The following is a 21,055-nucleotide window of genomic DNA, read 5'->3' on the forward strand; positions in this document are numbered from 1 at the left end:
TCATCCTATCCGCGGAATCAGGACACAAACCCCTTGATCAACGGGGTGAGGAGAGGGGCGAGGGCAGGTCAGCGGGGGCGGCGGAGGGCGGTCAGGACCGGGGTCAGGCGGGAGCGCAGGCTGGCCAGGCCGCCGGGGAAGAAGTAGACGGCCAGGATGAACACCGTGCCCAGGACGAACAACGGCTGGCTCAGCGGGTGGCTGAGGAACGCGGGCAGGCTGTCCACCGCCTCGCTGCTGCCGAACGCGGTGAGCCGGTGGTCCAGGTACATGTAGAGGATGCCGCCCAGCACCGGCCCCCACCGCGTACCCGGGCCGCCGAGCACCACCATGACCAGCAACGACAGCGTCAGCTCCGACGAGGTGATGTGCGGGCTGGCGCCGCCGACGATCAGCACGTACACCACGCCGCCGGCCGACGCGAGACCACCGGCGAGCGTGAACGCGACGAGCTTGAACCGGTACGGGTCGAGCCCGAGCACCCCGATCCGCCGCTCGTCGTCACGCAGTCCGGCCAGCACCCGCCCGGTCGGCGAGGCGCTGACCCGGTGCACGACCAGGACCACGATCGCCAGGTACGCCAGCGCCAGCCAGTACAGGTTCACCGTGTTGGTGACGCCCACCAACGCCGGCGGCAGCCCTGACACGTCCAGCGGCAAGCCCTCCTCACCGCCGGTGAGGCCACCGAAGTCGCGGGCCACCAGGATCGCCCCGACCTGCGCGAACGCCAGCGTCACCATGGCGAACGCGATGCCCACCGTACGCAGTGCCACCGCGCCGAGCAGCGCGGCGAGCGTGGTCCCGCCGACCACCGTCAGCACGGCGGCCTGCCACAGCGGCAACCCGGCCTTGGTGACCAGGATGTCGGTGCCGTACACCCCGGCGGCGAAGTAGAGGGCGTGGCCGAAGGAGAGCATTCCGGTACGCCCGAACAGCAGGTCGTATCCGGCCGCGAGCCCGCCGAAGACCAGGCAGATGGCGAGCAGTTGCAGCGTGCCGGGCGAGTTCAGCGGTCCCTCGAAGATCCCCGGCAGGTTCAGCTTGGAGTACGGCAGGATCGCCGCCACCACCAGCGCGACCAGCGGCAGGTACGGGCGCAGTCCGTGCCAGCGGGAACGCCCGGGGTTCAGTTCGTCGGGCACCTGCGCCGGAGGCGCGTCGACCACCGAGTTGGTCATGCGTGAGCCACCTTTCCGGCCAGGCCCTGCGGACGCAGCAGCAGCACCACGGCGAGCAGACCGACCACGCACAGGTCGCCCAGCCCGGACGTGCCGTAGTAGTTGACGAACTGTTGCAGCAGCCCCACCGCGACCGCCGCGTACGCGGACCCGACCACCGAGCCCATCCCGCCGATCACCACCACGATGAAGGCGAAGATCAGCAGCGAGCCGCCCTGCCCCGGCGAGACGGTGCCGAAGTAGACGCCGCCGAGCGCGCCGGCCAGCGCGGCGGCGGCCCCGCCGATCGCGAAGACCAGCGTGAACGCCTTGCGCACGTCGATGCCGAGCGCTGTCACCATCTCCCGGTTCTCCACCCCGGCCCGGATGATCAGGCCGTACCGGGTCCAGCGCAGGAACGCCAGCAGCGCGCCGAGCACCACAGCGGCGGCGACGATCAGCAGCAGCCCGGCGTTCGGCACCTGGGCGCCGAGCACCGACGTCACGTCCCGGCTCCAGTCCGGGCGCGGGAACGGTCGCGGATCAGCGCCCCAGGTGGCCTGGAGCAGCGCCACCCCGGCCAGCGACAGGCCGACGGTGACGAGCACCTGCTCGATGGTGCGGGAGTAGAGCGGCCGGATCAGCACCAGCTCCACGAGCACCGCGACGAGTGAACCGGCCAGCACACCGAAGACGACGGCCAGCACGAAGCCGAACCCGTCCGGCCCGGCGCCGGGCAGGTTGCCCGAGGCCCACCACGTCGCGTACGCGCCCACTCCGAGGAACAGCCCGTGCGCGAAGTTGAGCACGTCGGCGAGGCCGAAGACCAGGGAGAGGCCGGAGGCCACGAGGAAGTAGAGCGCCGCCAGGCCCAGTCCGGTCAGCGTCAGCAGGACCACCGTGTTCATGAGTGCACCTCCGCCGAACCCACACCGAGCAGCGACTTCGTCAGCGCGGTCTCCAGCAGCAGTTCGCGGGCCTCGCCGGTCCAGGCGACCTTCCCGGCGGAGAGCACCACCGCGTCGGCCGCCAGTCGCCGTACCACCGCCAGGTTCTGCTCGACCAGCAGCACCGGCACGGATTCCGCCACCCGTTCCAGCACCTCGGCCACCTCGGTCACCACCTTCGGCGCCAGCCCTTTCGTCGGCTCGTCGACCAGCAGCAGCCGGTTGTCGTTCAGCAGCACCCGGCCGATCGCGAGCATCTGCTGCTGCCCGCCGGACAGCGAGCCGGCCCGTTGCCGTCCGCGCCGTTCCAGCTCCGGGAAGAGAGCGAAGACCTTGTCGTACGCGGGTGTGACGCCCCGCCGTTCGGCCAGCCGCAGGTTCTCCGCGACGGTGAGCGCGGCGAACACGCAGCGGTCCTCCGGCACGTAGCCGAGGCCGTCGCGGACCAGCCGGTGGGTGGGGCGCGCGAGCAGGCTCCGGGCACCCATGCGTACGCTGCCGCGCACCTCGCCGCCGCGCGGCGTCAGCCCGACGATCGCGCGCAGCGTGGTGGTCTTGCCGACGCCGTTGCGTCCGAGCAGCACCGTGACGCCGGTAGGCGCGACCTCGAACGACACGCCCTGGAGGATGTGCAGTCCGGCGATCCGCACGGACAGGTCCGCCACGGACAGGACAGGTTCGGTCACAGCGCCGCCTTTCGTTCGCGACTGCGGGGCTCGCAGACCCGGCTCACTCCTCCCGCTCACAGGGCCTCCCCCAGGTACGCCTCCTGCACGGTGGCGTTCGCCATCACCGTGTCCGGGGTGTCGCATGCCAGCAGCGCGCCGTGGTGCATCACGGCGATCCGGTCGGCCAGCTCCAGGATCACGTCCATGTGGTGTTCCACCATGAGCACCGCCCGGCCGCTGTCGCCGGTCAACGACTTGATCACGCTGACCAGTTCGGGCACGTCCTCGGCGCTCACCCCGGCCATCGGCTCGTCGAGCAGCATCACCCGGGGCTCCCCGGCGAGCAGCAGCGCGATCTCCAGCTTGCGCTTCTCGCCGTGGGCCAGGGTGCCGGCGAGCGCCGTACCCCTGTGGTGCAGGCCGACCCGGTCGAGCGCCGCGTCGGCGGCGGCGGCCACCTCCCGGTCGGCCGCCGCCCGCCGCCACAGTTTCATCGAGCCACCCCGGTGTGCCTGTACGGCGAGCCGGACGTTCTCCCGCACGCTCAGCGAGCCGAAGACCGAGGACGCCTGGAAGGTACGCCCCAGTCCGAGCCGGGCGCGCCGGTGCGGCGGAAGCGCGGTGATGTCCGCGCCGTCCAGCAGGACCGTGCCCTCGGTGGGCCGGCGCAGGCCGGTGATCAGGTTGAACAGGGAGGTCTTGCCGGCGCCGTTGGGCCCGATCACGCCGAGGAACTCCCCGGGCGCCAGATCGAGGTAGACGGAGTCGACGATGGCGACCTCACCGATCCGCCAGGTCAGACCGCGGGTGGCGAGCATCGGTCAGCCCTTCATCTGCGCGACCGGCGGCGCGCTCTCGTCACCGGTGAGCGACTTCTGGACGGTCGCCGTGAAGGTGGTGCCGCTGCCGGAGAGCTTGGCCTGGTACATCGGCTGTAGCAGCGCGTGGTCCTCCGCGCGGATCTTCATGGTGCCCTTGACGCCCTCGAACTCCCAGCCCTCCAGCGCCTTCACCATCTTCTCCACGTCGTCGCCGCCCTCCTGCACGGCACGGACGACCATCTGCGCGGCGGCGAACCCGTCCGGGTGGAACAGGTCGAGCGTGCCGCCCGGCACCTTCGCCTTCGCGGCCTTGGCGGCCTCGGTGTCGCTGGCCCCGTCGAAGTAGTGCGACAGGAACGAGATCTTGCTGCCGGCGGCGCCGAACGTCGGCCACGAGGCACGGATGTCCAGGCCGGTGACCACGGTGGTGGAGGCGAGGACGCCCTGCTGGTCGAGCGTCTGCCACATGGCGCCGGCCGTGGTGCCGGCCCAGGCGACGAAGAGCAGGTCTGGCTTGGCGGCCTTGATCTGGCTGGCGAACGGCGTGAACTCGGTGGCGCTGGCCGGGGCCCGGACGCTGCTCACGTTCGCGCCCGCGCCGCCGATCACGGCCTTGACGGCGGCCTCGTTGGCATCACCGAACGCGCCGTCCTGCGCGAACACCACGACCTTCTTGCCGGCCGCGTCACCGATGAACGACCGGGCGGTCACCACGTCCTGCCACGACTGCCGGCCGGAGCGGAACGTGTACTTGTTGGCGCCGGTCACCGCGTCCGTGGCGGCCGGGCCGGAGATGAACAGCACCTTGTTCTGCGCGGCGATCGGCGCCACCTGGAGCGCCACCCCGGAGGAGGTGGACCCAGCGATGATCTTCGTGCCCTTGCCGATCAGATCCTTCGCGGCGGACACGGCCTTGGCCGGGTCGCCCGCGTCGTCGGCCTCGGTCACCTCGATCGTGCGGTCACCGACCTTGCCGGTGCCCTTGGTGGCGAAGTCGAGGCCCGCCTTGAAACCCTCGATGTACTGCTTGCCGTAGCTGGCGAGCGGGCCGGACTGCGAGTAGACCAGACCGACCTTGACCGGGGCGGCGTCGCCGCCGCCGGATGCGGTGTCCTGCGGGCTGCCACAGGCCGTGGCGGCCAGAGCGACCGCCACCGAGGTGGCGGCGGTAAGGAACACCCGTCGCGTGTGCCGGATCGTCATTGCGACTCCAGGTGAGGACAGGGGGAATGTCAGTTGTCGGCTCACGCTAGAAGTGACGTCACCCACGGGCTATGTGGCCGACGCACACAAGTGCCCGTGACGGGGTGGCCGCACGTTACAGCGCCGGACATCGTCACGTAACCGCACCGACCCGGGATGGCCGACCCCGCCACGCACACCCCGCCGGGAATGTCGGCCCCGGCCATCGCGGGCCGGTCAGCGCCCGCCGCAGTCCCCGTCGTGGTCGGCCGCCCGCGCGCACCGCCGGCCACCGTCGCGCAGCCGGTCGCACCAGACCCAGTGGCGTACGGACTGCTCGTCCTCCCGCGACACGGTCGTCCCGGCGCGCTCCACGTCGGCCAGGAACCCCAGCGCCCGGCAGATGGCCCGCGCGAACCCCCGCGCGCCGTCGAGGTCGGCCGCGAGCACCGGCAGGTGTACGACGAACCGCTCCCGGCTCACCGCTGCGCGCCCGGCGCGAACTGGGACTGCCAGCTCTTGAGCGCCTGCTTGATGCGCGTGTTCTCCTCGGCGTGCCGGGACGCGTCACGCCGGGCCAGCGCCAGGTCACCCGCCACCCGATAGAGGAAGGCGTGCACCTCCGCCGGGTCGAGCCCGTGCCGCACGGTCCGGAACCGCCGCTCGCGGATCTGCCCGACGCTCAGCGGGCGGCACGAATCCGAGCGGTACCAGCCCTGGCTCGGCAGTCTCCCGGGGCGGTTTCGCCGCGGGAGACTGGAACAGGTTGAGCACGTTGCGCACGCCGATCCTCCTCACCGAGCCGTGGAGGCGGCCCGCCCGCAGACAGGGGACGCGGGCGGGCCGCCGGCCCCGAGACCGCAGCCCGTTCGGCGGTACGCCCCCGGAGCCCAATCCGGGTCCGGCTCCCGAGGTTTGCCGAACCAACCGGAGTCCCCACCATGCCCACAGCAGAAGCACCGTTCCGCCGCATCGCCAACGACATCGCCGCAAAGATCAAGAGTGGTGAGCTGAAGCCGGGCGACAGGCTGCCCTCCACCCGCGAGCTGGCCGAGACCTACGGCGTCCACATGAACACGGCCTACCGGGCGATGTCGTTGCTGCACGATCGCGAGCTGATCACCGGCCAGCCCGGCCGAGGCACCTACGTGGCCGAACCCCCGGCCTGATCAACTCCACCACGCCGAGGTGGCGGCATCATCGCGCCCGGAAGCAGCCACCTCCCCGAAGTGGCGGCCCGCCCCGCGCGACAAGCCCCGCCACCACCGCCCGCCACCCGCCGCCCGCCGATCTCCGCCCGCAGATCTTGGAGTTGTGGTGCCTAGGATGTCCGGATTAGGGGCTCCGTGAGGTGCCACAACTCCAAGATCGCCGAAGCGGGGGAGATCTTGGTACGGAATGGCCCTTGGAGGGGCCGTTTCGTACCAAGATCTCGGGGGCGGCCGAGCGCGACCGAAACCGGGGAAAGCGCGGACGGGGTGCCCGCCGCAAGCGGCGGGCACCCCGTTTCAGCGGAGCAGGGTCAGCGGCCCGCTCGGGCGGCCACCGCCGTGTCGGGGTGGTCGCTGAACACCCCGTCCAGGCCCAGGTCGAAGAACAGTTCGTACTCGGACGTGATGTCACCACGCGCGTTCGGGTCGCTGCCGATGCGGAAGTCCACCGGCAGGAACTGGTTCTCGGCCCGGAACGTCCACGCGTGCACCACCAGCTTGCGCCGGTGCGCGTCCCGGATCACCGAGGTCGGTGCGAGCAGCCGTCCGGCCGAGTCCCGGGGCACGATCAGGTTCTTGTTCAGGCCGACGCCGTCGGCGTACCGGGAGATCCAGGCCAGGCCCGCGGGGGTGGCCAGGTCGGCGTAGGTCCGCTTGTCGCCGCCCGCGACGAAGTCGTAGGGCGCGCCGCTCGCGTCCATGAGCTGCACCAGCCGTACGTCGATCATCTTGTCGAGCTTGCGCAGGTTGGCGGTCTCGAAGCTCTGCACGAACACCGGGTCGGCGCGGTGGGTGAGCCGGTTGCGGCGCAGCACCGTCACCAGCGGCTCCTCCAGCGAGCGGCCGATCGAGGCGAAGTAGGTCGGGTGCTTGGTCTCCGGGTAGACGCCGATGGTCCGGCCCCGGGCCTTCGACTCGGCCCGCGCCAGGTCGATGACCTCCTGGAACGTCGGGATCTCGAATTTGCCGTCGAACGCGGTGTTGGCGACCCGCACCTGGGGCAGGCGCTCCTTGGCCCGCAGCGTCTTCAGCTCGGCCAGCGTGAAGTCCTCGGTGAACCAGCCGGTGACCGTCACCCCGTCGATGGTCTTCGTCGCCTTCCGGCCGGCGAACTCCGGGCGGGCCGCCACGTCCGTCGTGCCGGAGATCTCGTTCTCGTGCCGGGCGACCAGGACGCCGTCCTTGGTCGAGACCAGGTCCGGCTCGATGAAGTCGGCGCCCTGGCGGATGGCGAGCCGGTAGGCCTCCAGGGTGTGCTCCGGGCGGTAGCCGCTCGCACCGCGGTGGCCGATCACGATCGGCCGCTGGGGCGCGCGGGCCTGCTCGGCGCGGTGGTCCGGGCCGGCCTGGGCGGCCACGGCCGGCACCACCACAGCGGCCGCCGCGAGCAGCGCGCCGGCCACGCCGAGGGCGGAAAGGGTACGTCGCAACGCCGTCTCCTGTCGTCGATGGGTACGCACAGCAGACCGGTCCCGGTTGACCGCCAGTTGGTCGGTTCCTGACCTGCCGGTGAATCTCCGGACGGAAGATGACGGGGTGCGCCGACTGCTCCGCAAGCCCGTTCGGCTGGTGCCGCTCGGGTTCCTGGTGGTGATCCTGGTCGGCACCGGGCTGCTCATGCTGCCCTGGGCCACGAGCCAGCGGCGCTACACCTCGTTCGAGACCGCGCTGTTCACCTCCACCTCGGCGGTGTCGGTGACCGGCCTGACCGTCACCGACACGCCGAACTACTGGAACCACTTCGGGCTCGTGACGATCACCGTGCTCACGCAACTCGGCGGGCTCGGCATCCTGACCGGCGCGTCGCTGGTGATCCTCGCCGTCTCCCGCCAGCTCGGCCTGCGCAACCGGCTGCTCGTCCAGGCCGAGACCGCCGAGTTCGGGCTCGGTGACCTGCGTCGGCTGCTGGTGCGGATCGCGGCCACCGTCTTCGTCACCGAGGCGCTGGTGGCCGCGGTGGTCGGCGGACGAGTGTGGCTGGTCTACGACTACACGCCGGGGCGGGCGCTCTGGTCCGCCGTGTTCCACTCGGTCCAGGCGTTCAACAACGGCGGCTTCACGCTCTACTCCGACAGCCTCGTGGCCTTCGGTCGCGACCCCTGGGTGACGCTGTCGCTCAGCGCCGGGGCGATCGTCGGCGGGCTCGGCTTCCCGGCGATCTTCGAGGCCACCCGGGAGTGGCGGCGGCTGACGCGCTGGGCGGTGGCCACCAAGCTGACCGTCTGGGGCAGCGTGGTGCTGACCGTTGTCGGCGTGGTCTACCTGCTGCTGGCCGAGTGGTCCAACCCGTACACGATCGGCACCTACGACGTGCCGGGCAAGGTGCTCGCGGCCTTCGGCCAGATCGCGCTGAGCCGGACCGGTGGTTTCGAACTGATCAGCGTGGACCGGCTCACCGACGAGAGCTACCCGATGTTCATCGGCCTGATGTTCGTCGGCGGTGGCAGCGCCAGCACCGCCGGCGGCATCAAGGTCTCCACGTTCTTCCTGCTCGGCTTCGTCATCTGGGCCGAGCTGCGCGGCGAGCCGGACATCACCGTGGGACGACGCCGCGTGTCCCCGGCCAGTCAGCGGCAGGCGCTGACGGTGGCGCTGCTCAGCGTGGCGCTGGTGGCCGTCGGCACTGTCGTCCTGATCGCGCTGACCGCGCAGGTGCCCTTCTACGCGGCCCTGTTCGAGGTGACCTCCGCGTTCAGCACCACCGGCCTGAGCGTCGGCCTGTCCCAGCAGCTGTCCCCGGCGGGCCAGTACGCGCTGACCGCGCTCATGTACGTCGGCCGGGTCGGGCCGCTCACGCTCGGCTCGGCGATCGCGTTGAACACCCGTCGGCGGCTGTACCGCTACCCGGAGGAGCAACCCATTGTCGGTTAGACATCCGAACGAGACGGGCATCGTGGTGATCGGCCTGGGCCGGTTCGGCTCGCGCCTGGCCGAGTCGCTGTCCCGGCTCGGCCACGAGGTGCTCGCGGTCGACCGTGACCCGGTCCGGGTTCAGCACTGGTCGGGCGAGCTGGACCGGGTGGTGCAGGCGGACAGCACCGACGAGGAGGTGCTGCGCCAGCTCGGGCTGGCGGACTTCCGCCGGGTCGTGGTCGCGATCGGCGCGTCGCTGGAGGCGGGCGTGCTCACCGTTCTGGCGCTCGCCGAGCTGGGGATCGAGCAGATCTGGGCGCGGGCCACCTCGGAGAAGCACGCGAAGATCCTGCACTCCGTCGGCGCGCACCACGTGGTCTTCCCCGAGGCGGAGACCGGCGAGCGGGTGGCGCACCTGATCGTCAGCCGGATGCTCGACTTCATCGAGTTCGGCGACGACTTCGCCATCGCCAAGATCAAGGTGCCGGCCCCGCTTGTCGGGCGGTCACTGCGCGACATCGCCCCGCAGGACCGGTACGGCGTGATGGTGGTGGGCGCGAAGCGGTCCGGACAGCCGTTCCGGTACGCCGGACCGGACACGGTGCTGACGCCGGACAGCGTGCTCATCGTGGAGGGCGGCATCACCCAGGTGCAGCGCTTCTCCGCGCTGGGCTGAGCAGGCACCACTGCCGCTCAGTCGTCGTCCTCGCGCTCGTCGTCATCGTCATCGTCGTCGTCGCTCTTCCCGGCCTTGCCCTTGGCGGGCTTCGGCGGCTTGGCCTTGGGCGCCGGCTTGGCCTTGGGCGCCGGCTTGGCCTTGGGCGCCGGCTTCGCCTTCGCCGGGCCACCCTTGGTGGCCTTGGTGGCCGGCTTGGTGGCCGGCTTTGCGGGCGGCTTGGCGGGCGCCTTGGTGGTCGGCGCGACGGTGACCGGCACCGAGCCGGCGATCCCCGACACCTGCACGCCGCACGTGCGACCCCCGACCGTGAACTCCACCGGCAGCGTGTTGCTCCCGGTGTAACGCCCAGCCAGCGTCAGCTTCGTCGACGCGCCCGGCGCCAGCGCCGGGGTCGCCGCCGGAGCGGTGACCGACACGGTCTGCCCCACCTGGCGTGCCGGAGGCTGGGCCGTGGTGACCGTCTGCTTACCGGGAAACGTGAAGCTCATCGTCCAGCCGCGCATCTCCTGGGCGCCGGTGTTGGTGAGCGTCAGCTCGGCGGAGAAGTCCTTGCCGGTGTCGTGGCGCAGCGAGTAGTCGACAGCGCAGGGCGTCGGCTCGGGCAGCCCCATCTTCGCCTCGGTCGGCTCCACCCCGCCGCTGGCCGGGCTCCGCGACGTCACGCCCCACAGCGTGGCGGTGACCGCGATCAGTCCGACGGCGGCCACCCCGGCCTCCAGCTTGCGCCGCCGCGCCACCGCCCGCCGGGTCCGGGTGCGGACCGCCGAGAACGGCAGCGCACCGGTCTCGGCCGACCACGGCAGGATCGTCGTGCCCGCGTTCCCCGCGAGCGCCGGGTCCATCCGGCCGAACGCCGGTGACACCGGCACGACCGCCGCGATACCGGCCGCCTCGGCGAGCGTACGGGCCACCTCGGCGGTGGCCGGGCGGTCCTCGGGGCGCTTGGCCAGGCAGCGCTGCACCAGCGCGGCGACCGGCTCGGGCAGGCCAGGCACCGCGGGCATCGGGTCCGGGTCGCGGTACATGTGGGCGCGCAACATCTCGGTGGTGGTGCTGGCCTGCCACGGCAGGCGGCCGGTGAGCATCCGGTAGAGCAGCAGCCCCACCGCGTACACGTCGGTGGCAGGCGAGACGTGGCCGTTGTCCAGCCGCTCGGGCGCCAGGTACGCGGGCGTGCCGAGCAGCGCACCGTCCGGCCCCTTGTCGCTCTCCCCCACCAGCGCCGAGATGCCGAAGTCGACGACCTTCACCCCGGTGGGCGTCAGCATGACGTTGCCCGGGGTCACGTCCCGGTGCACCACGCCCCGGGCGTGCGCGGCGGCCAGCGCCGACGCGACCTCCGCGCCGATGGTCATGGCCTCCCGCCAGGGAAGCTGTCCGTCGCGGCCGAGCCGCCCGCTGAGCGGGCCGCCGTCGACCAGCTCCATGACCACGTACGGCACGGTCAGGCCGACCTGCACGGACTCGCCGTAGTCGTACACGTTGGTGATGTTGGGGTGGCACAGTCGCGCGGCGGCCTGCGCCTCCACCCGGATCCGGTGCCGGAACGCCTTGTCACTGGCCAGCCGCGAGGCCAGCACCTTGACCGCGACCTGCCGGCCCAGCACCTCGTCGTAGCCGCGCCAGACGACCGACATGCCGCCCGCACCCAACTGCTCGACGAGCCGATATCGCTCGCCGAGCAGTTGCACGCCGTTCCTGACCGGTCCACCCATGGTCGGTCCTGTTGCCCGAAGTCGACCCCGGTACACCTCAGCGGTCGGAATCGGTCAGGAAAGTCACCCGTTCAGGCTGTCGCGAGCAGTTGGTCCACCGGCGCGTAGTCGTCGGTGAGCACCATCGCGTCCCCGACCCACCCGGTCACCGCCGCCTCGTCCATCAGCTCGGCCCGCTCCGGCAGCAACTTCAGCCCGGGCGGGATCGCGGCGAGCGGCAGCGGCGCGTCCGAGGCCACGATCACGAAGTTGGCGCCCTGCTCCCCGTCGATCGCGCCGGGCGGGGCGATCAGCGCGACGTGCGCGAACTCGGCCTTCACGGTGGCCAGTTCGGCGCGGATGAACCGGCCCGGCGGGTAGTCGATGACGTTCTGCACGTAGATCCCGTCCGGGCGCAGCACCCGCCGGATGTCGGCGGCCATCTCCCGGGTGGCCAGGTGCCACGGCACCACCAGGTGGCCGAACGCGTCGCCGACGACGAAGTCGCGGCTGTCGGCCGGCTCGCCGCGCAGCAGCACCCGCGCGTCGCCCACCTCGGCGCGCATCTGCGGGCCGGTGCGCAGGCCCAGCTCCCGCCGGTCCAGCTCGACCAGGCCGCCGTCGAGTTCGAAGACCAGGTTGTCGGTGCCGGGCCGGGTCGCGGCCAGGTAGTTCGGCACGGTGAAGCCGCCGCCGCCCAGGTGCAGCGCGTCCATCGGCTGCTTCGCCGGCCGCGCCACGTCCGCGACCAGGCCGATCCACTGCGTGTACGCGTACTTCAGGTGGTTCGGCTCGTTCAGGTCGACGTACGAGTGCTCGGCCGAGTTGAGGTAGAGCGTGCGACCCTGCGGCCACGACGGGTCCACCTCGACGCGGGCGCAGTGGTACGCGGTCTCCACGTCGCACGGGTTCGGCGCCGCGGCGGTGAGCCCGGCGGCGGCGAGACCGAGCAGCGCCAGCGCGGCCTTGACCCGGCCCGGCGCGGCCAGCCCGGTGGGTCCGGCCTGCCGGCGCAGCCAGACGCCGAGCGCCACCCCGGTCACCCCGATCACCGCGGCCAGTGCCAGCACGATGACGGAGCTGGGCAACGCGGCCACCAGGATGAAGCCGGTGCCGAGTGTGGCGGTGATGCCGCCGAGCGTGCCGATACTGGACAGCTTGCCCACCACCTGCCCGGTCCGGCGCAGGTCGGCGAGCTGGAGCTTCACCACGAGCGGGGTGATCGCGGCCAGCAGCGCCGCGGGCAGCAGCACGGTCAGCGCGGTCAGCAGGAGCACCGCGCTCGCCGCGCCGCCGCGCAGCACCTCACCGGCGTACCTGACGATCGGCAGCGTGACGGCGGTGGCGATGCCGGCCAGCACCAGCGCCGGGGCGAGCAGGGTGCGCGGGTCACGCCGGTCGGCGAGCCACCCGCCGAACCACGCCCCGTACGCGATGGCGGCCAGCGCCATGCCGATGACCGAGCTGGTCACCTGGAGGGTCACCCCGACGTACGGGCCGACCAGGCGCAGCGAGACGGTCTCCAGCACCAGCACCGCCCCGCTGGAGAGGAAGACGAGGAACGCGGCGAGCCCGTTGGGCAGGGCCCGGGGCGGAACCGGGGCGTCGGCCGCCGGTTCCGCCGTGACGTCGGAGGATGTGCTGCTCATCGTGGCGATGGTACGCAGCGCCACTGAGGGGCCGGGTCAATACATCGAGATGTGAACATGGTTTGTGTGGTCCGCAGCCGGGCTGCCGCCGCCGCTGTACGCCCGCCAGCCGGTGTTCGGCATCCAGATCTGCCGGTACCAGATGACGTACATGATGCCGAGCTTGTTGGCGTTGTTCTTCGCCCAGGCGGCGAGGCTGTCGCCGTACGACTTGTCGCCGCCGGTGGCGGTCTTGTCCTCGAACCCGCCGCTGGCGGCGGAGAAGTCGCAGGCCCGGCCCTTGGGGTGCTCGCCGCCGCCACCGCTGCGGTGACACGAGGCGTAGCGCTTGTAACCGGCCGACTGGGCCTGCCGGAGCATGTGCAGCGTGCGCGGCGTGATGCAGCCGGACGCGGGCGTCGGGTCGTCCACCGAGCAGGACTCCGACGGCCACGAGCCGTCCGAGCTGCGCGGCGCGGGCTTCGCCGACGAGGAGGTGCCGTTGAAGCCGGACCCGGCGCCGGAGCTGACCTTCGCCAGCGCCACCTCGGCGTCCTTCTTCTTGCGGGCCTGCACCGCCACCTGCTTGGCCTGCTCGCGCACCTCGGCGTCGATGGCGAGCTTCGCCTCGGCCGCCTGCGCCTTCGCGTCGGCCAGCTCCCGCAGCCGCCTGCTGTCGCGCTGGGCCATCACGTCCAGCTCGGCCGCACGCTTGAGGAAGTCGTTCGGGTCGGCGCTCGCCAGCAGCATCGACGTCGCGGTCAGCCGGCCCATCCGGTACGACTGCGCCGCGACCTCACCGGCCTGCGCGCTGAGCCCGACGAGGCGTCCCTCGACGTCGGTGAGCTGGGCGGCGAGCGCCTTCTGCCGACGCTTGGAGTTCTCCAGCTTGTTCTGGGCCTCGATGTGGCCCTTCGCCGCCGCCTCCAACGCCGCCCGCAGCTGCTTGCTGCCGCCCTCGTTCGGGGCGTTCGGGCTGGGTACGGCGGCGGCCGGCCCGGCGGCCACGCCGGAGCCGAGCAGCACGGCCACCGCGGCGAGCGCGGCGAGCAGCGACCGCCGGACGCGCCGGCCGGTAGGGCTGGTCCTGGGCACGTGATGGTCCTTCCGTCGACCGCCGGCCCCCGCACACCGAGCGGCGTCTCCGCCGGCGCCGGACGGCGGCCTGCTGGCGGAGACCGCCGGTCACGATACCGGACCAGGCGCGACACGCCAGGCCGGCGGCGGCGTACGGCCTCCGGCGTCGACGCAGCGTGCCGTGCCCGTCGCGCTGCGCCGCTCAACCGCCCAGCAGGGCGGCGCTCACCTCGTCCCAGATCTGCGGGCTCGCCGCCACGAGCAGTCCCCGGCCCTCGTCGGCCGGGTGGTAGTCGGTGCCGTCGAACCGGCGGGCCACGCCACCGGCCTCGCGCACCAGCAGCGTGCCGGGCGTGTGGTCCCACGGTAGGGTGCGCCAGAACAGCACGAACTGCTGCGCGCCGGTGAGCATGTCCAGGTACTCCCGGCCGGCGCAGTGCTGGCCGGGCAGCAGCTCACCGATGCGGCGCCCGCCCTCCTCCACCTGGCGGCGGAAGTCCGGAGGCAGGAACTTCGTCGCCGCGGTGCCGCGCAGCGCGCCCACCCGCGGCTCGGCCTGCGGCGCCCGCCGCGACGCCCCGTCAAGCCGGGTGCCCACGCCGAGCCGGGCCGCCGCCATCGTGCCGTCGAGCGGGTCGTACACCCAGGAGGCCACCGGTACGCCGTCGGTGAGCAGCGCCGCCATCAGCGCGAACGGGCGGCGCCCGGCGGCGAAGTTGGAGGTGCCGTCGACCGGGTCGACGAGCCACACGTCGCCGCTGCCGCGCAGGTGCCGCAGCAGGTCCGGGTCTTCGGCCACCGCCTCCTCGCCGACCACCACCGAGCCGGGACTCAGCCGTCGCAGGCCGTCGGAGATCAGCGCCTCGGCCTCGCGGTCGGCGACGGTGACCACCTCGCCCGGCGCCTTCTCGGAGATGTCGGACGCGTCGAGCCGGCGGAACAACGGCACGACGACCTTGGCCGCCGCCTCCCGCAGCAGCGCGCCGACGTCGTCCAGCAGCGGGTCAGCCACGCGGCGGCAGCTTGACCACGCTGACGAAGAACTCGTCGATCTGGCGGACCACCGAGATGAAGCGCTCGAAGTCCACCGGCTTGGTCACGTAGGCGTTGGCGTGCAGCTGGTAGCTGCGCAGGATGTCCTCGTCGGCCTGCGAGGTGGTGAGCACCACGACCGGGATGCGGCGCAGCTCGTCGTCCTTCTTGATCTCCTTCAGCACCTCCCGGCCGTCCCGGCGGGGCAGGTTCAGGTCGAGCAGGATCAGGTCGGGCGTCACCGCGTCCGCGTACTGGCCCTCGCGGCGCAGGTAGGCGAGCGCCTCGGCGCCGTCGGAGACGACGGTGAGACGGTTGCGGAGCTTGTGCTCCTCGAACGCCTCCTGGGTCATCAGCACGTCGCCGGGGTCGTCCTCGACGAGCAGGACCTCGATCGGGCTCTTGCCGTCCGCGGGCGCGGTCATCCCACCGTCTCCTTCATGCCACCGTTTGTACCGTGTCGGTCCGCCTCCGCGGGCGACTCTTCGCGTGCCTCGCCGTCCGGCTGCCGCCCGGCGTCCGCCGGGTCGCCCTCGGTGGCCTCGGCCTGCTCCTCGGCCTCGGCCTCCGGTGCCGTCGCCTGGGCGGCCTGGGCGGCCTCGATGTCGGCCTTCAGCGCGGGCAGCGTGAAGCGGATGACGGTGCCCTCGTCCACGTCGGTGTCCACCCAGACCCGGCCGCCGTGATACTCCACGATCTTCTTGACGATGGCCAGGCCGATGCCGGTGCCCGGGTACGCGTCCTTCGAGTGCAACCGCTGGAAGATCACGAAGATCTTGTCGGCGAACTCCGGCTCGATCCCGATGCCGTTGTCCCGGCAGCTGATCTCCCACTCGCCGTCCACCAGACGCGCCGACACGTGCACCTTCGGCGGCACGTCGGGCCGGCGGAACTTCACCGAGTTGCTGACCAGGTTGACCAGCAGGTTGGTCAGCAGCGGCTCCTCACCGCGGATGGTCGGCATCTCGCCCCAGGTCAGCTCCGCGTCGGCGTACTGCAACGCCGCCTCGGTCTGCCCGGCCACGTCGCCCATCACCTTGTTCAGGTCGACCTCGGTGAAGCCGGTGGTCAACCGGCCGATCCGAGAGAACGCCAGCAGGTCGTTGATCAGGCGCTGCATCCGCTGCGCGCCGTCCACGGCGAACGCGATGTACTGGTCGGCGCGCTCGTCGAGTTGCCCGGCGTACCGCCGCTGGAGGAGCTGGCAGAAGCTCGCCACCTTGCGCAGCGGCTCTTGGAGGTCGTGCGAGGCGACGTACGCGAACTGCTCCAGGTCGCGGTTGGAGCGGGTCAGCTCCTCGGCCTGCTTCTGCAACTGGCTGTTGACCCACTCGATGCGCTCGCGCGCCTCGCGTACCTCGTCCAGCTCCCGGGCGATCTTCATCCGCATCTGGTCGATGTCCTCGGCGAGCCGGCGGAACTCCGGCGGGCCGGACCCCTCGATGCGGTGCCGGTAGTCGCCGTCGGCCACCTCGCGTACCTGGCCGACCAGGTCGGCCAGTGGGCGGATCAGGATGCGGTCCAGCGAGAGCAGCATGACCACGCCGGCGGTCGTCACGACCAGCGCGGCGATGATCAGCAGGACGACCAGCAGGTTGCTCGTCGAGTTGACCCGCTCGGCAGTCTCCTGCCGGATGACGAGGACCTCGTCCTGGAGCGTGTTCACCGACGACCGGATGCCGTCGAACTGCTGCCGCGTCGCGTCGGTGATCAGCGCCTGGCCGGCCTCGGGGCCGTCGCGTTCGACAGTGGTGATGACCGGCTCGGCCACCTGGGCCCGCCACTGTGCGGTGTCCCGCTCCACCGCGTCCAGCGTCCGGCGCACGTCCGGGTAGCCGGCGGAGAGGTCCCGGATCGAGGCGACAAGGGTCTGCTCCCGCTGCACACCCTCCCGGTAGGGGTCCAGGTCGCTGCGGTCGCCGTTCACCGCGTACCCGCGCACCGAGGTCTCCTGGTCGAGCAGCACGCTCATCAGTTCCTGCGCCTGGACACGCAACGGACCGGTCTTGAGCAGCACCGCGTCGATGTTCTGCCGGTTCTGCGCGGCGACCGCCGCCTCCGCGCCGGCCAGCCCGAGCAGCAGCACGACCACCACGCCGAGCAGTGCGGCCACCCGCCGCCGCAGGGTCCACCCCTGCTGGTACGCCTTCACAGTCCCCACTCCCGCTCGTTCCTCGCACTCACCGGCCGGCGCCCCGGCTGACCAGCAACATCGCCACGTCGTCGGCGAGCGGGCCGCCGTTTATCTGCTCGGCCCGCCCGACCAGCCAGGCGGGCAACTCGGCCAGCGGCACCGCCCGGTTCGCCGGTTCGGCGAGCAGCCCGGTCAGACCCGGCACGTCGAGCCGTTCGTCACCGCCGTCCACCCGGCCTTCGATCAGGCCGTCGGTGTACAACAGCAGGGACCAGTCGTCGGTGTCGAACTCCAGGTCGAAGGCGACCGGGCGACGCGGGCGTACGCCCAGCAGCAACCCGCCCTTGGCCGGCACCGGCGCGACAGTCCCGCCGCTGAGCAGCAGCGGCGGCGGGTGACCGGCGAGGCGTACCGTGGCCCGCGCCGACGCCAGGTCGAGCCGGGTGGTGGCCACCGTCGCGAAGATCTCCTGGAGGCGGCGCTCGCTCATCAGGACCTGTTCCAGCGCGGGCAGCACCTCGTCGTCCGGCACCCCGGCCAGCACGAGGGCCCGCCAGGCCACGCGCAGTTCGACGCCGAGCGCCGCCTCGTCCACGCCGTGCCCGCAGACGTCGCCGACGATCAGGTCGATGCGGTCCGGCTGGGTCTGCACCACGTCGTAGAAGTCGCCGCCGATCAGCGCGGCGTGCCGGCCGGGCCGGTAGAACGTGTGCACCGACACCTCGTCGGTGGTCATCAGCGGCTGTGGCAGCAGGCCGCGTTCCAGGCGGGCGGACTCGGCCTGGCGCAGCTCCACCTCACGCAGCCGGCGGGCGTTCTCGTCGGCCCGCTTGCGCTCGACGGCGTACCGCAGCGCCCGGGTCAGCAGGACACCGTCGACCTGGCCCTTGACCAGGTAGTCCTGCGCCCCCTCGGCGACCGCGACGATGCCCAGGTGCTCGTCCGAGCGGCCGGTCAGTACGCAGACCGCGGCGCCGCTGGCCATCTCCAGCACCCGGCGCAGCCCGTCCAGGCCCTGCGCGTCGGGCAGACCCAGGTCGAGCAGGACGCAGTCCACGCCCATCACCCGCTGCCGGGCCTCGCTGAGGCTCGTGGCGACCAGCAGGTCGATCATCGAATTGGTCTCGGCGAGCAGCTCACCGACCAGGAAGGCGTCGCCCTCGTCGTCCTCGACCAGCAGCACCCGCAGCCGCTCCCCCGGGGTACGGTGCCGTGCAGCCCCGCCCCGGCCGACGGCACGAAGGCACCACCCGACGCACCCGCACCCCGGTACGGTCGGGTCACCGCCGCGAGTCGCGGGAGTTCGCTGGTGATGTCGGACTCCTTCCGAATGCCCTGCTGATCCTGGCCGACACAACGGTCCCACCCCGACAGCGGCACGGTCGACCCACGATGTTACGCCGGGAGCGCTGTCCCGCCCGCAGCGCACCGACCGAGGACTGCCGCCGCAGCCCTCGGGGGTGCAGGATGATCCCCACCCCGTAGATCCACCCCGAGGAGTCCCAGTGGGCGCACCCCCCACCCGCCCCGCCGACCGCGCCTTCACCAGGCCCCGCCGCCGGCCCATCGCCGCCGTGGCCGCGCTCGCCGCGCTGCTCGCCGTCGGGGCGGGCGTCCTGGTCGGCCTCTCCACCCCGGCGCCGCGCCCGGCGGACGCGCCCGCGAGCGACTTCAGCGCCGGACGGGCGTTCCGGAACGTCGAGGTGATCGCCGCCGAGCCGCACGTGGCCGGCAGCGCCGCCAACGACCGGGTACGCGAACACCTGGTGGGCACGCTGCGCGGGCTGGGCCTGGAAACCGAGGTGCAGGACGCGGTCGCGCCCGAGGCCGGGCAACTGTCCGGCGCGGCGGGCGGCGCGACGCTGGCCCGGGTCCGCAACGTGGTGGCCCGGCTGCCCGGCACCGACCCGACCGGGAAGGTCTTCCTGGTCTCGCACTACGACTCGGTGCAGACCGGGCCGGGCGGCAACGACGACGCCGCCGGCACCGCCACGATCCTGGAGGTGGCCCGGGCGCTGACCACCGGCCCGCGCCCCCGCAACGACGTCGTCTTCGTGCTCACCGACGCCGAGGAGGCGTGCCTGTGCGGGGCCGCCGGATTCGCCGCCGACCATCCGCTCGCCCGGGACGGCGGCGTGGTGCTCAACCTGGAGGCGCGCGGCTCCACCGGCCCGGTGATCATGTTCGAGACGTCCCGGGACAACGCGAAGCTGGTCGAGATCTTCGGCAAGGCCGCCCCGCACCCGGTGGGCACCTCGTTCGCGGTGGAGATCTACCGCGCACTGCCGAACGACACCGACTTCACCGCGTTCCTCGACCGGAACTTCGTGGGCCTGAACTCGGCCTACATCGACGGCGGCGCGATCTACCACACCCCGCTGGACGTGCCGGACCGGATGGACCGGGGCAGCCTCCAGATGCACGGCGACAACACGCTCGGCCTGGCCCGCGAGTTCGGCCGCACCGACCTGGGCGACCTGCGCGCCGGCCACGACGCCACCTACTTCCCGGTGCTCGGCGGGCTGGTCCGCTACCCCGGCTGGCTGACCCTGCCGCTCGCAGTGGCCGCGCTGCTCGCCGTCGGCGCGCTCGGCTGGTTCCTGCGCCGTCGCGGGCGGGCCACCGCCGGCACGCTCGCCGCCGGCTTCGGCCTGACCCTGGTGCCGGTCGTCGTGGCCCCGCTCGGCGCGTGGCTGCTCTGGGCCGCGATCACCACGATCCGCCCCGGGTACACCGAACTGCTCGACCCGTACCGCCCGGTGGCGTACCGCCTCGCCGTCGTGGCGCTCGCCGCCGCTGTGCTGTTCTGCTGGTACGCGCTGCTGCGCCGCCGGGTCGGCCCCGCCGCGCTGGCGTTCGGCGGGCTGGCCTGGCTCGCCGTGTTCGGGGTGCTGCTCGCGGTGGCGGTACCAGGCGGGGCGTACCTGACGACGGTGCCGGCGCTGGCCGGCGCGCTCGCCGGGTTCGCGGCGCTCGCCACCCGGCCCGACGGCCCGTGGCCGGTGGTCGCGGTGACGCTCGCCGCCGCGGTGGCAGTGGTGATCCTGCTGCCTCCGGTGGTGCTGCTGTTCCCGGCGCTCGGCATGGGCATGGGCGCGGTAGCCGCGCTCGTCGCGGTGCTGCTCGGCCTCGCCGTACTCCCGGTGGTGGACCTGCTGCACCCCCGGGCCGGCGGCCAGCGCGGCCTGCTCGCGCTGCGCGCACGCCGGCTCGGCGCGCTGCCCGCCGCGGCCGCCGCACTGGCGGCGGTGGTGCTCGCCGGGGTCGGCCTGGTCGTGGACCGCTTCGACGCCGCGCATCCCGTGCCGACCCACCTGATGTACGCGCTGGATGCGGGCACCGGGAAGGCGGCGTGGCTCAGTCGCGAGGAGAAGCCGCAGCCCTGGACCGACGGCTACGTCGACGGCACGGTCTCGATCGCCGACGACTTCCCCGGGCTGGGCGGCACCGAGCTGCGCGGCGGACCGGCTACCGCGGCACCCCTGCCCGCGCCGAAGCTGGACCTGCTCTCCGACACCCGCAACGGTGACCAGCGCGTGCTGCGGGTACGGGTGGTGCCGCAGCGGCAGGCCCGCCTGCTCACGCTGCACGTCGACACCAGCACGGCGACGGTGCGGTCCGCCTCGGTGGCCGGGCGGGACGTGCCGGTCGAGCCGGGCGACGGGAAGTGGGGGTTCGGGATCGTGTTCCACGCCCCGCCGCCGGAGGGTGTCGAGGTGACGCTGACGCTCGTGCCGCGCGGCGGAGCCGTTTCGGTGCGGGCGATGGACGCCAGCGACGGGCTCTCCGGGGTACCCGGGTTCCGGGAGCGGCCGGCGGGTGTGGGGGTCGCTGGGTCGCACAGCTCGGAGATGCTGGCGGTGGCGCGCACGTACCCGCTCTGACCACCGTTTGATCGACACCACTTCGCCGAAGTGGCGGTATCCGCGCGCCGGGATACCGCCACTTCGGCGTACTGGAGTGGATCAAGCT

At 72.5% G+C, this 21,055-nt stretch carries 19 protein-coding genes; 4 read left to right on the forward strand and 15 right to left on the reverse strand.

The window, feature by feature from the left end:
* Positions 1–68 precede the first annotated feature (68 nt).
* From KSK32_RS08090 to KSK32_RS08120, 7 genes are all read right to left on the reverse strand, one after another.
* Positions 69–1,178, reverse strand: coding sequence for a branched-chain amino acid ABC transporter permease (locus KSK32_RS08090; protein ID WP_216929973.1), 1,110 nt, complete (start codon positions 1,176–1,178; stop codon positions 69–71).
* On the reverse strand, positions 1,175–2,065 hold the full coding sequence (locus KSK32_RS08095; RefSeq protein ID WP_030502917.1) for a branched-chain amino acid ABC transporter permease: 891 nt from the start codon (positions 2,063–2,065) through the stop codon (positions 1,175–1,177). The genes KSK32_RS08090 and KSK32_RS08095 overlap by 4 nt, the downstream gene beginning before the upstream one ends.
* Positions 2,062–2,790, reverse strand: a complete 729-nt coding sequence (locus KSK32_RS08100; RefSeq protein ID WP_216929974.1) for an ABC transporter ATP-binding protein — start codon at positions 2,788–2,790, stop codon at positions 2,062–2,064. The genes KSK32_RS08095 and KSK32_RS08100 overlap by 4 nt, the downstream gene beginning before the upstream one ends.
* A gap of 56 nt (positions 2,791–2,846) precedes the next feature.
* Positions 2,847–3,590: an ABC transporter ATP-binding protein gene (locus tag KSK32_RS08105; RefSeq protein WP_013288706.1), complete on the reverse strand. Its 744-nt coding sequence runs from the start codon at positions 3,588–3,590 to the stop codon at positions 2,847–2,849.
* Between the two features lie 3 nt (positions 3,591–3,593).
* The gene (locus KSK32_RS08110; protein WP_216929976.1) at positions 3,594–4,796 is read right to left on the reverse strand and encodes a substrate-binding domain-containing protein; all 1,203 of its coding nucleotides are present in this window, start codon (positions 4,794–4,796) and stop codon (positions 3,594–3,596) included.
* Between the two features lie 216 nt (positions 4,797–5,012).
* The gene (locus KSK32_RS08115; protein ID WP_216929978.1) at positions 5,013–5,258 is read right to left on the reverse strand and encodes a hypothetical protein; all 246 of its coding nucleotides are present in this window, start codon (positions 5,256–5,258) and stop codon (positions 5,013–5,015) included.
* Complete coding sequence (locus KSK32_RS08120; protein WP_289256516.1) at positions 5,255–5,422, reverse strand: hypothetical protein; 168 nt, start codon at positions 5,420–5,422, stop codon at positions 5,255–5,257. Before KSK32_RS08120 ends, KSK32_RS08115 begins: the two co-directional genes overlap by 4 nt.
* Before the next feature lie 294 nt (positions 5,423–5,716).
* On the opposite strand from KSK32_RS08120, the gene KSK32_RS08125 reads away from it, so the two are divergent.
* A complete protein-coding gene (locus KSK32_RS08125; protein WP_073829006.1) occupies positions 5,717–5,944 on the forward strand; it encodes a GntR family transcriptional regulator in 228 nt (75 codons plus the stop codon).
* Between the two features lie 353 nt (positions 5,945–6,297).
* On the opposite strand, the gene KSK32_RS08130 is transcribed toward KSK32_RS08125, so the two are convergent.
* Positions 6,298–7,416, reverse strand: coding sequence for a glycerophosphodiester phosphodiesterase (locus KSK32_RS08130; RefSeq protein WP_216929981.1), 1,119 nt, complete (start codon positions 7,414–7,416; stop codon positions 6,298–6,300).
* A gap of 106 nt (positions 7,417–7,522) precedes the next feature.
* Here KSK32_RS08130 and KSK32_RS08135 point away from each other — a divergent pair, with 106 nt between their 5' ends.
* Together KSK32_RS08135 and KSK32_RS08140 are read left to right on the forward strand one after the other, a co-directional pair.
* A complete protein-coding gene (locus KSK32_RS08135) occupies positions 7,523–8,857 on the forward strand; it encodes a TrkH family potassium uptake protein (RefSeq protein WP_216929983.1) in 1,335 nt (444 codons plus the stop codon).
* Complete coding sequence (locus tag KSK32_RS08140; RefSeq protein ID WP_216929985.1) at positions 8,847–9,515, forward strand: TrkA family potassium uptake protein; 669 nt, start codon at positions 8,847–8,849, stop codon at positions 9,513–9,515. Before KSK32_RS08135 ends, KSK32_RS08140 begins: the two co-directional genes overlap by 11 nt.
* Positions 9,516–9,532: 17 nt before the next feature.
* Here the strand turns inward: KSK32_RS08140 and KSK32_RS08145 are convergent, their stop codons facing one another.
* From KSK32_RS08145 to KSK32_RS08175, 7 genes are all read right to left on the reverse strand, one after another.
* Positions 9,533–11,233, reverse strand: a complete 1,701-nt coding sequence (locus KSK32_RS08145) for a serine/threonine-protein kinase (RefSeq protein ID WP_216929995.1) — start codon at positions 11,231–11,233, stop codon at positions 9,533–9,535.
* 71 nt (positions 11,234–11,304) lie between these two features.
* Positions 11,305–12,861 carry a fused MFS/spermidine synthase gene (locus KSK32_RS08150; protein WP_216929997.1) on the reverse strand — a complete coding sequence of 519 codons (1,557 nt, stop codon included), beginning with the start codon at positions 12,859–12,861 and terminating at the stop codon, positions 11,305–11,307.
* 36 nt (positions 12,862–12,897) lie between these two features.
* On the reverse strand, positions 12,898–13,935 hold the full coding sequence (locus KSK32_RS08155; RefSeq protein WP_216929999.1) for a hypothetical protein: 1,038 nt from the start codon (positions 13,933–13,935) through the stop codon (positions 12,898–12,900).
* A 184-nt stretch (positions 13,936–14,119) separates the two neighbouring features.
* Positions 14,120–14,929, reverse strand: a complete 810-nt coding sequence (locus KSK32_RS08160) for an inositol monophosphatase family protein (protein WP_216930001.1) — start codon at positions 14,927–14,929, stop codon at positions 14,120–14,122.
* Positions 14,922–15,374 (reverse strand): response regulator, encoded by a 453-nt coding sequence (locus tag KSK32_RS08165; protein WP_018787678.1) that lies wholly within the window; start codon positions 15,372–15,374, stop codon positions 14,922–14,924. Before KSK32_RS08165 ends, KSK32_RS08160 begins: the two co-directional genes overlap by 8 nt.
* Positions 15,371–17,101, reverse strand: a complete 1,731-nt coding sequence (locus KSK32_RS08170) for a sensor histidine kinase (RefSeq protein WP_216935898.1) — start codon at positions 17,099–17,101, stop codon at positions 15,371–15,373. The genes KSK32_RS08165 and KSK32_RS08170 overlap by 4 nt, the downstream gene beginning before the upstream one ends.
* A gap of 28 nt (positions 17,102–17,129) precedes the next feature.
* The gene (locus tag KSK32_RS08175; RefSeq protein ID WP_216930003.1) at positions 17,130–18,266 is read right to left on the reverse strand and encodes a PP2C family protein-serine/threonine phosphatase; all 1,137 of its coding nucleotides are present in this window, start codon (positions 18,264–18,266) and stop codon (positions 17,130–17,132) included.
* 322 nt (positions 18,267–18,588) lie between these two features.
* On the opposite strand from KSK32_RS08175, the gene KSK32_RS08180 reads away from it, so the two are divergent.
* Complete coding sequence (locus KSK32_RS08180; protein WP_216930005.1) at positions 18,589–20,967, forward strand: M28 family peptidase; 2,379 nt, start codon at positions 18,589–18,591, stop codon at positions 20,965–20,967.
* Positions 20,968–21,055 lie beyond the last annotated feature (88 nt).

The organism is Micromonospora sp. WMMB482, from assembly GCF_019038635.1.
Lineage (GTDB): Bacteria > Actinomycetota > Actinomycetes > Mycobacteriales > Micromonosporaceae > Micromonospora > Micromonospora marina.

Coding starts and splice junctions, on each gene's coding strand:
- KSK32_RS08090 (WP_216929973.1), bottom strand. CDS start 1,178: ATGACCAACTCGGTGGTCGACGCGCCTCCGGCGCAGGTGCCCGACGAA.
- KSK32_RS08095 (WP_030502917.1), bottom strand. CDS start 2,065: ATGAACACGGTGGTCCTGCTGACGCTGACCGGACTGGGCCTGGCGGCG.
- KSK32_RS08110 (WP_216929976.1), bottom strand. CDS start 4,796: ATGACGATCCGGCACACGCGACGGGTGTTCCTTACCGCCGCCACCTCG.
- KSK32_RS08105 (WP_013288706.1), bottom strand. CDS start 3,590: ATGCTCGCCACCCGCGGTCTGACCTGGCGGATCGGTGAGGTCGCCATC.
- KSK32_RS08125 (WP_073829006.1), top strand. CDS start 5,717: ATGCCCACAGCAGAAGCACCGTTCCGCCGCATCGCCAACGACATCGCC.
- KSK32_RS08165 (WP_018787678.1), bottom strand. CDS start 15,374: ATGACCGCGCCCGCGGACGGCAAGAGCCCGATCGAGGTCCTGCTCGTC.
- KSK32_RS08145 (WP_216929995.1), bottom strand. CDS start 11,233: ATGGGTGGACCGGTCAGGAACGGCGTGCAACTGCTCGGCGAGCGATAT.
- KSK32_RS08150 (WP_216929997.1), bottom strand. CDS start 12,861: ATGAGCAGCACATCCTCCGACGTCACGGCGGAACCGGCGGCCGACGCC.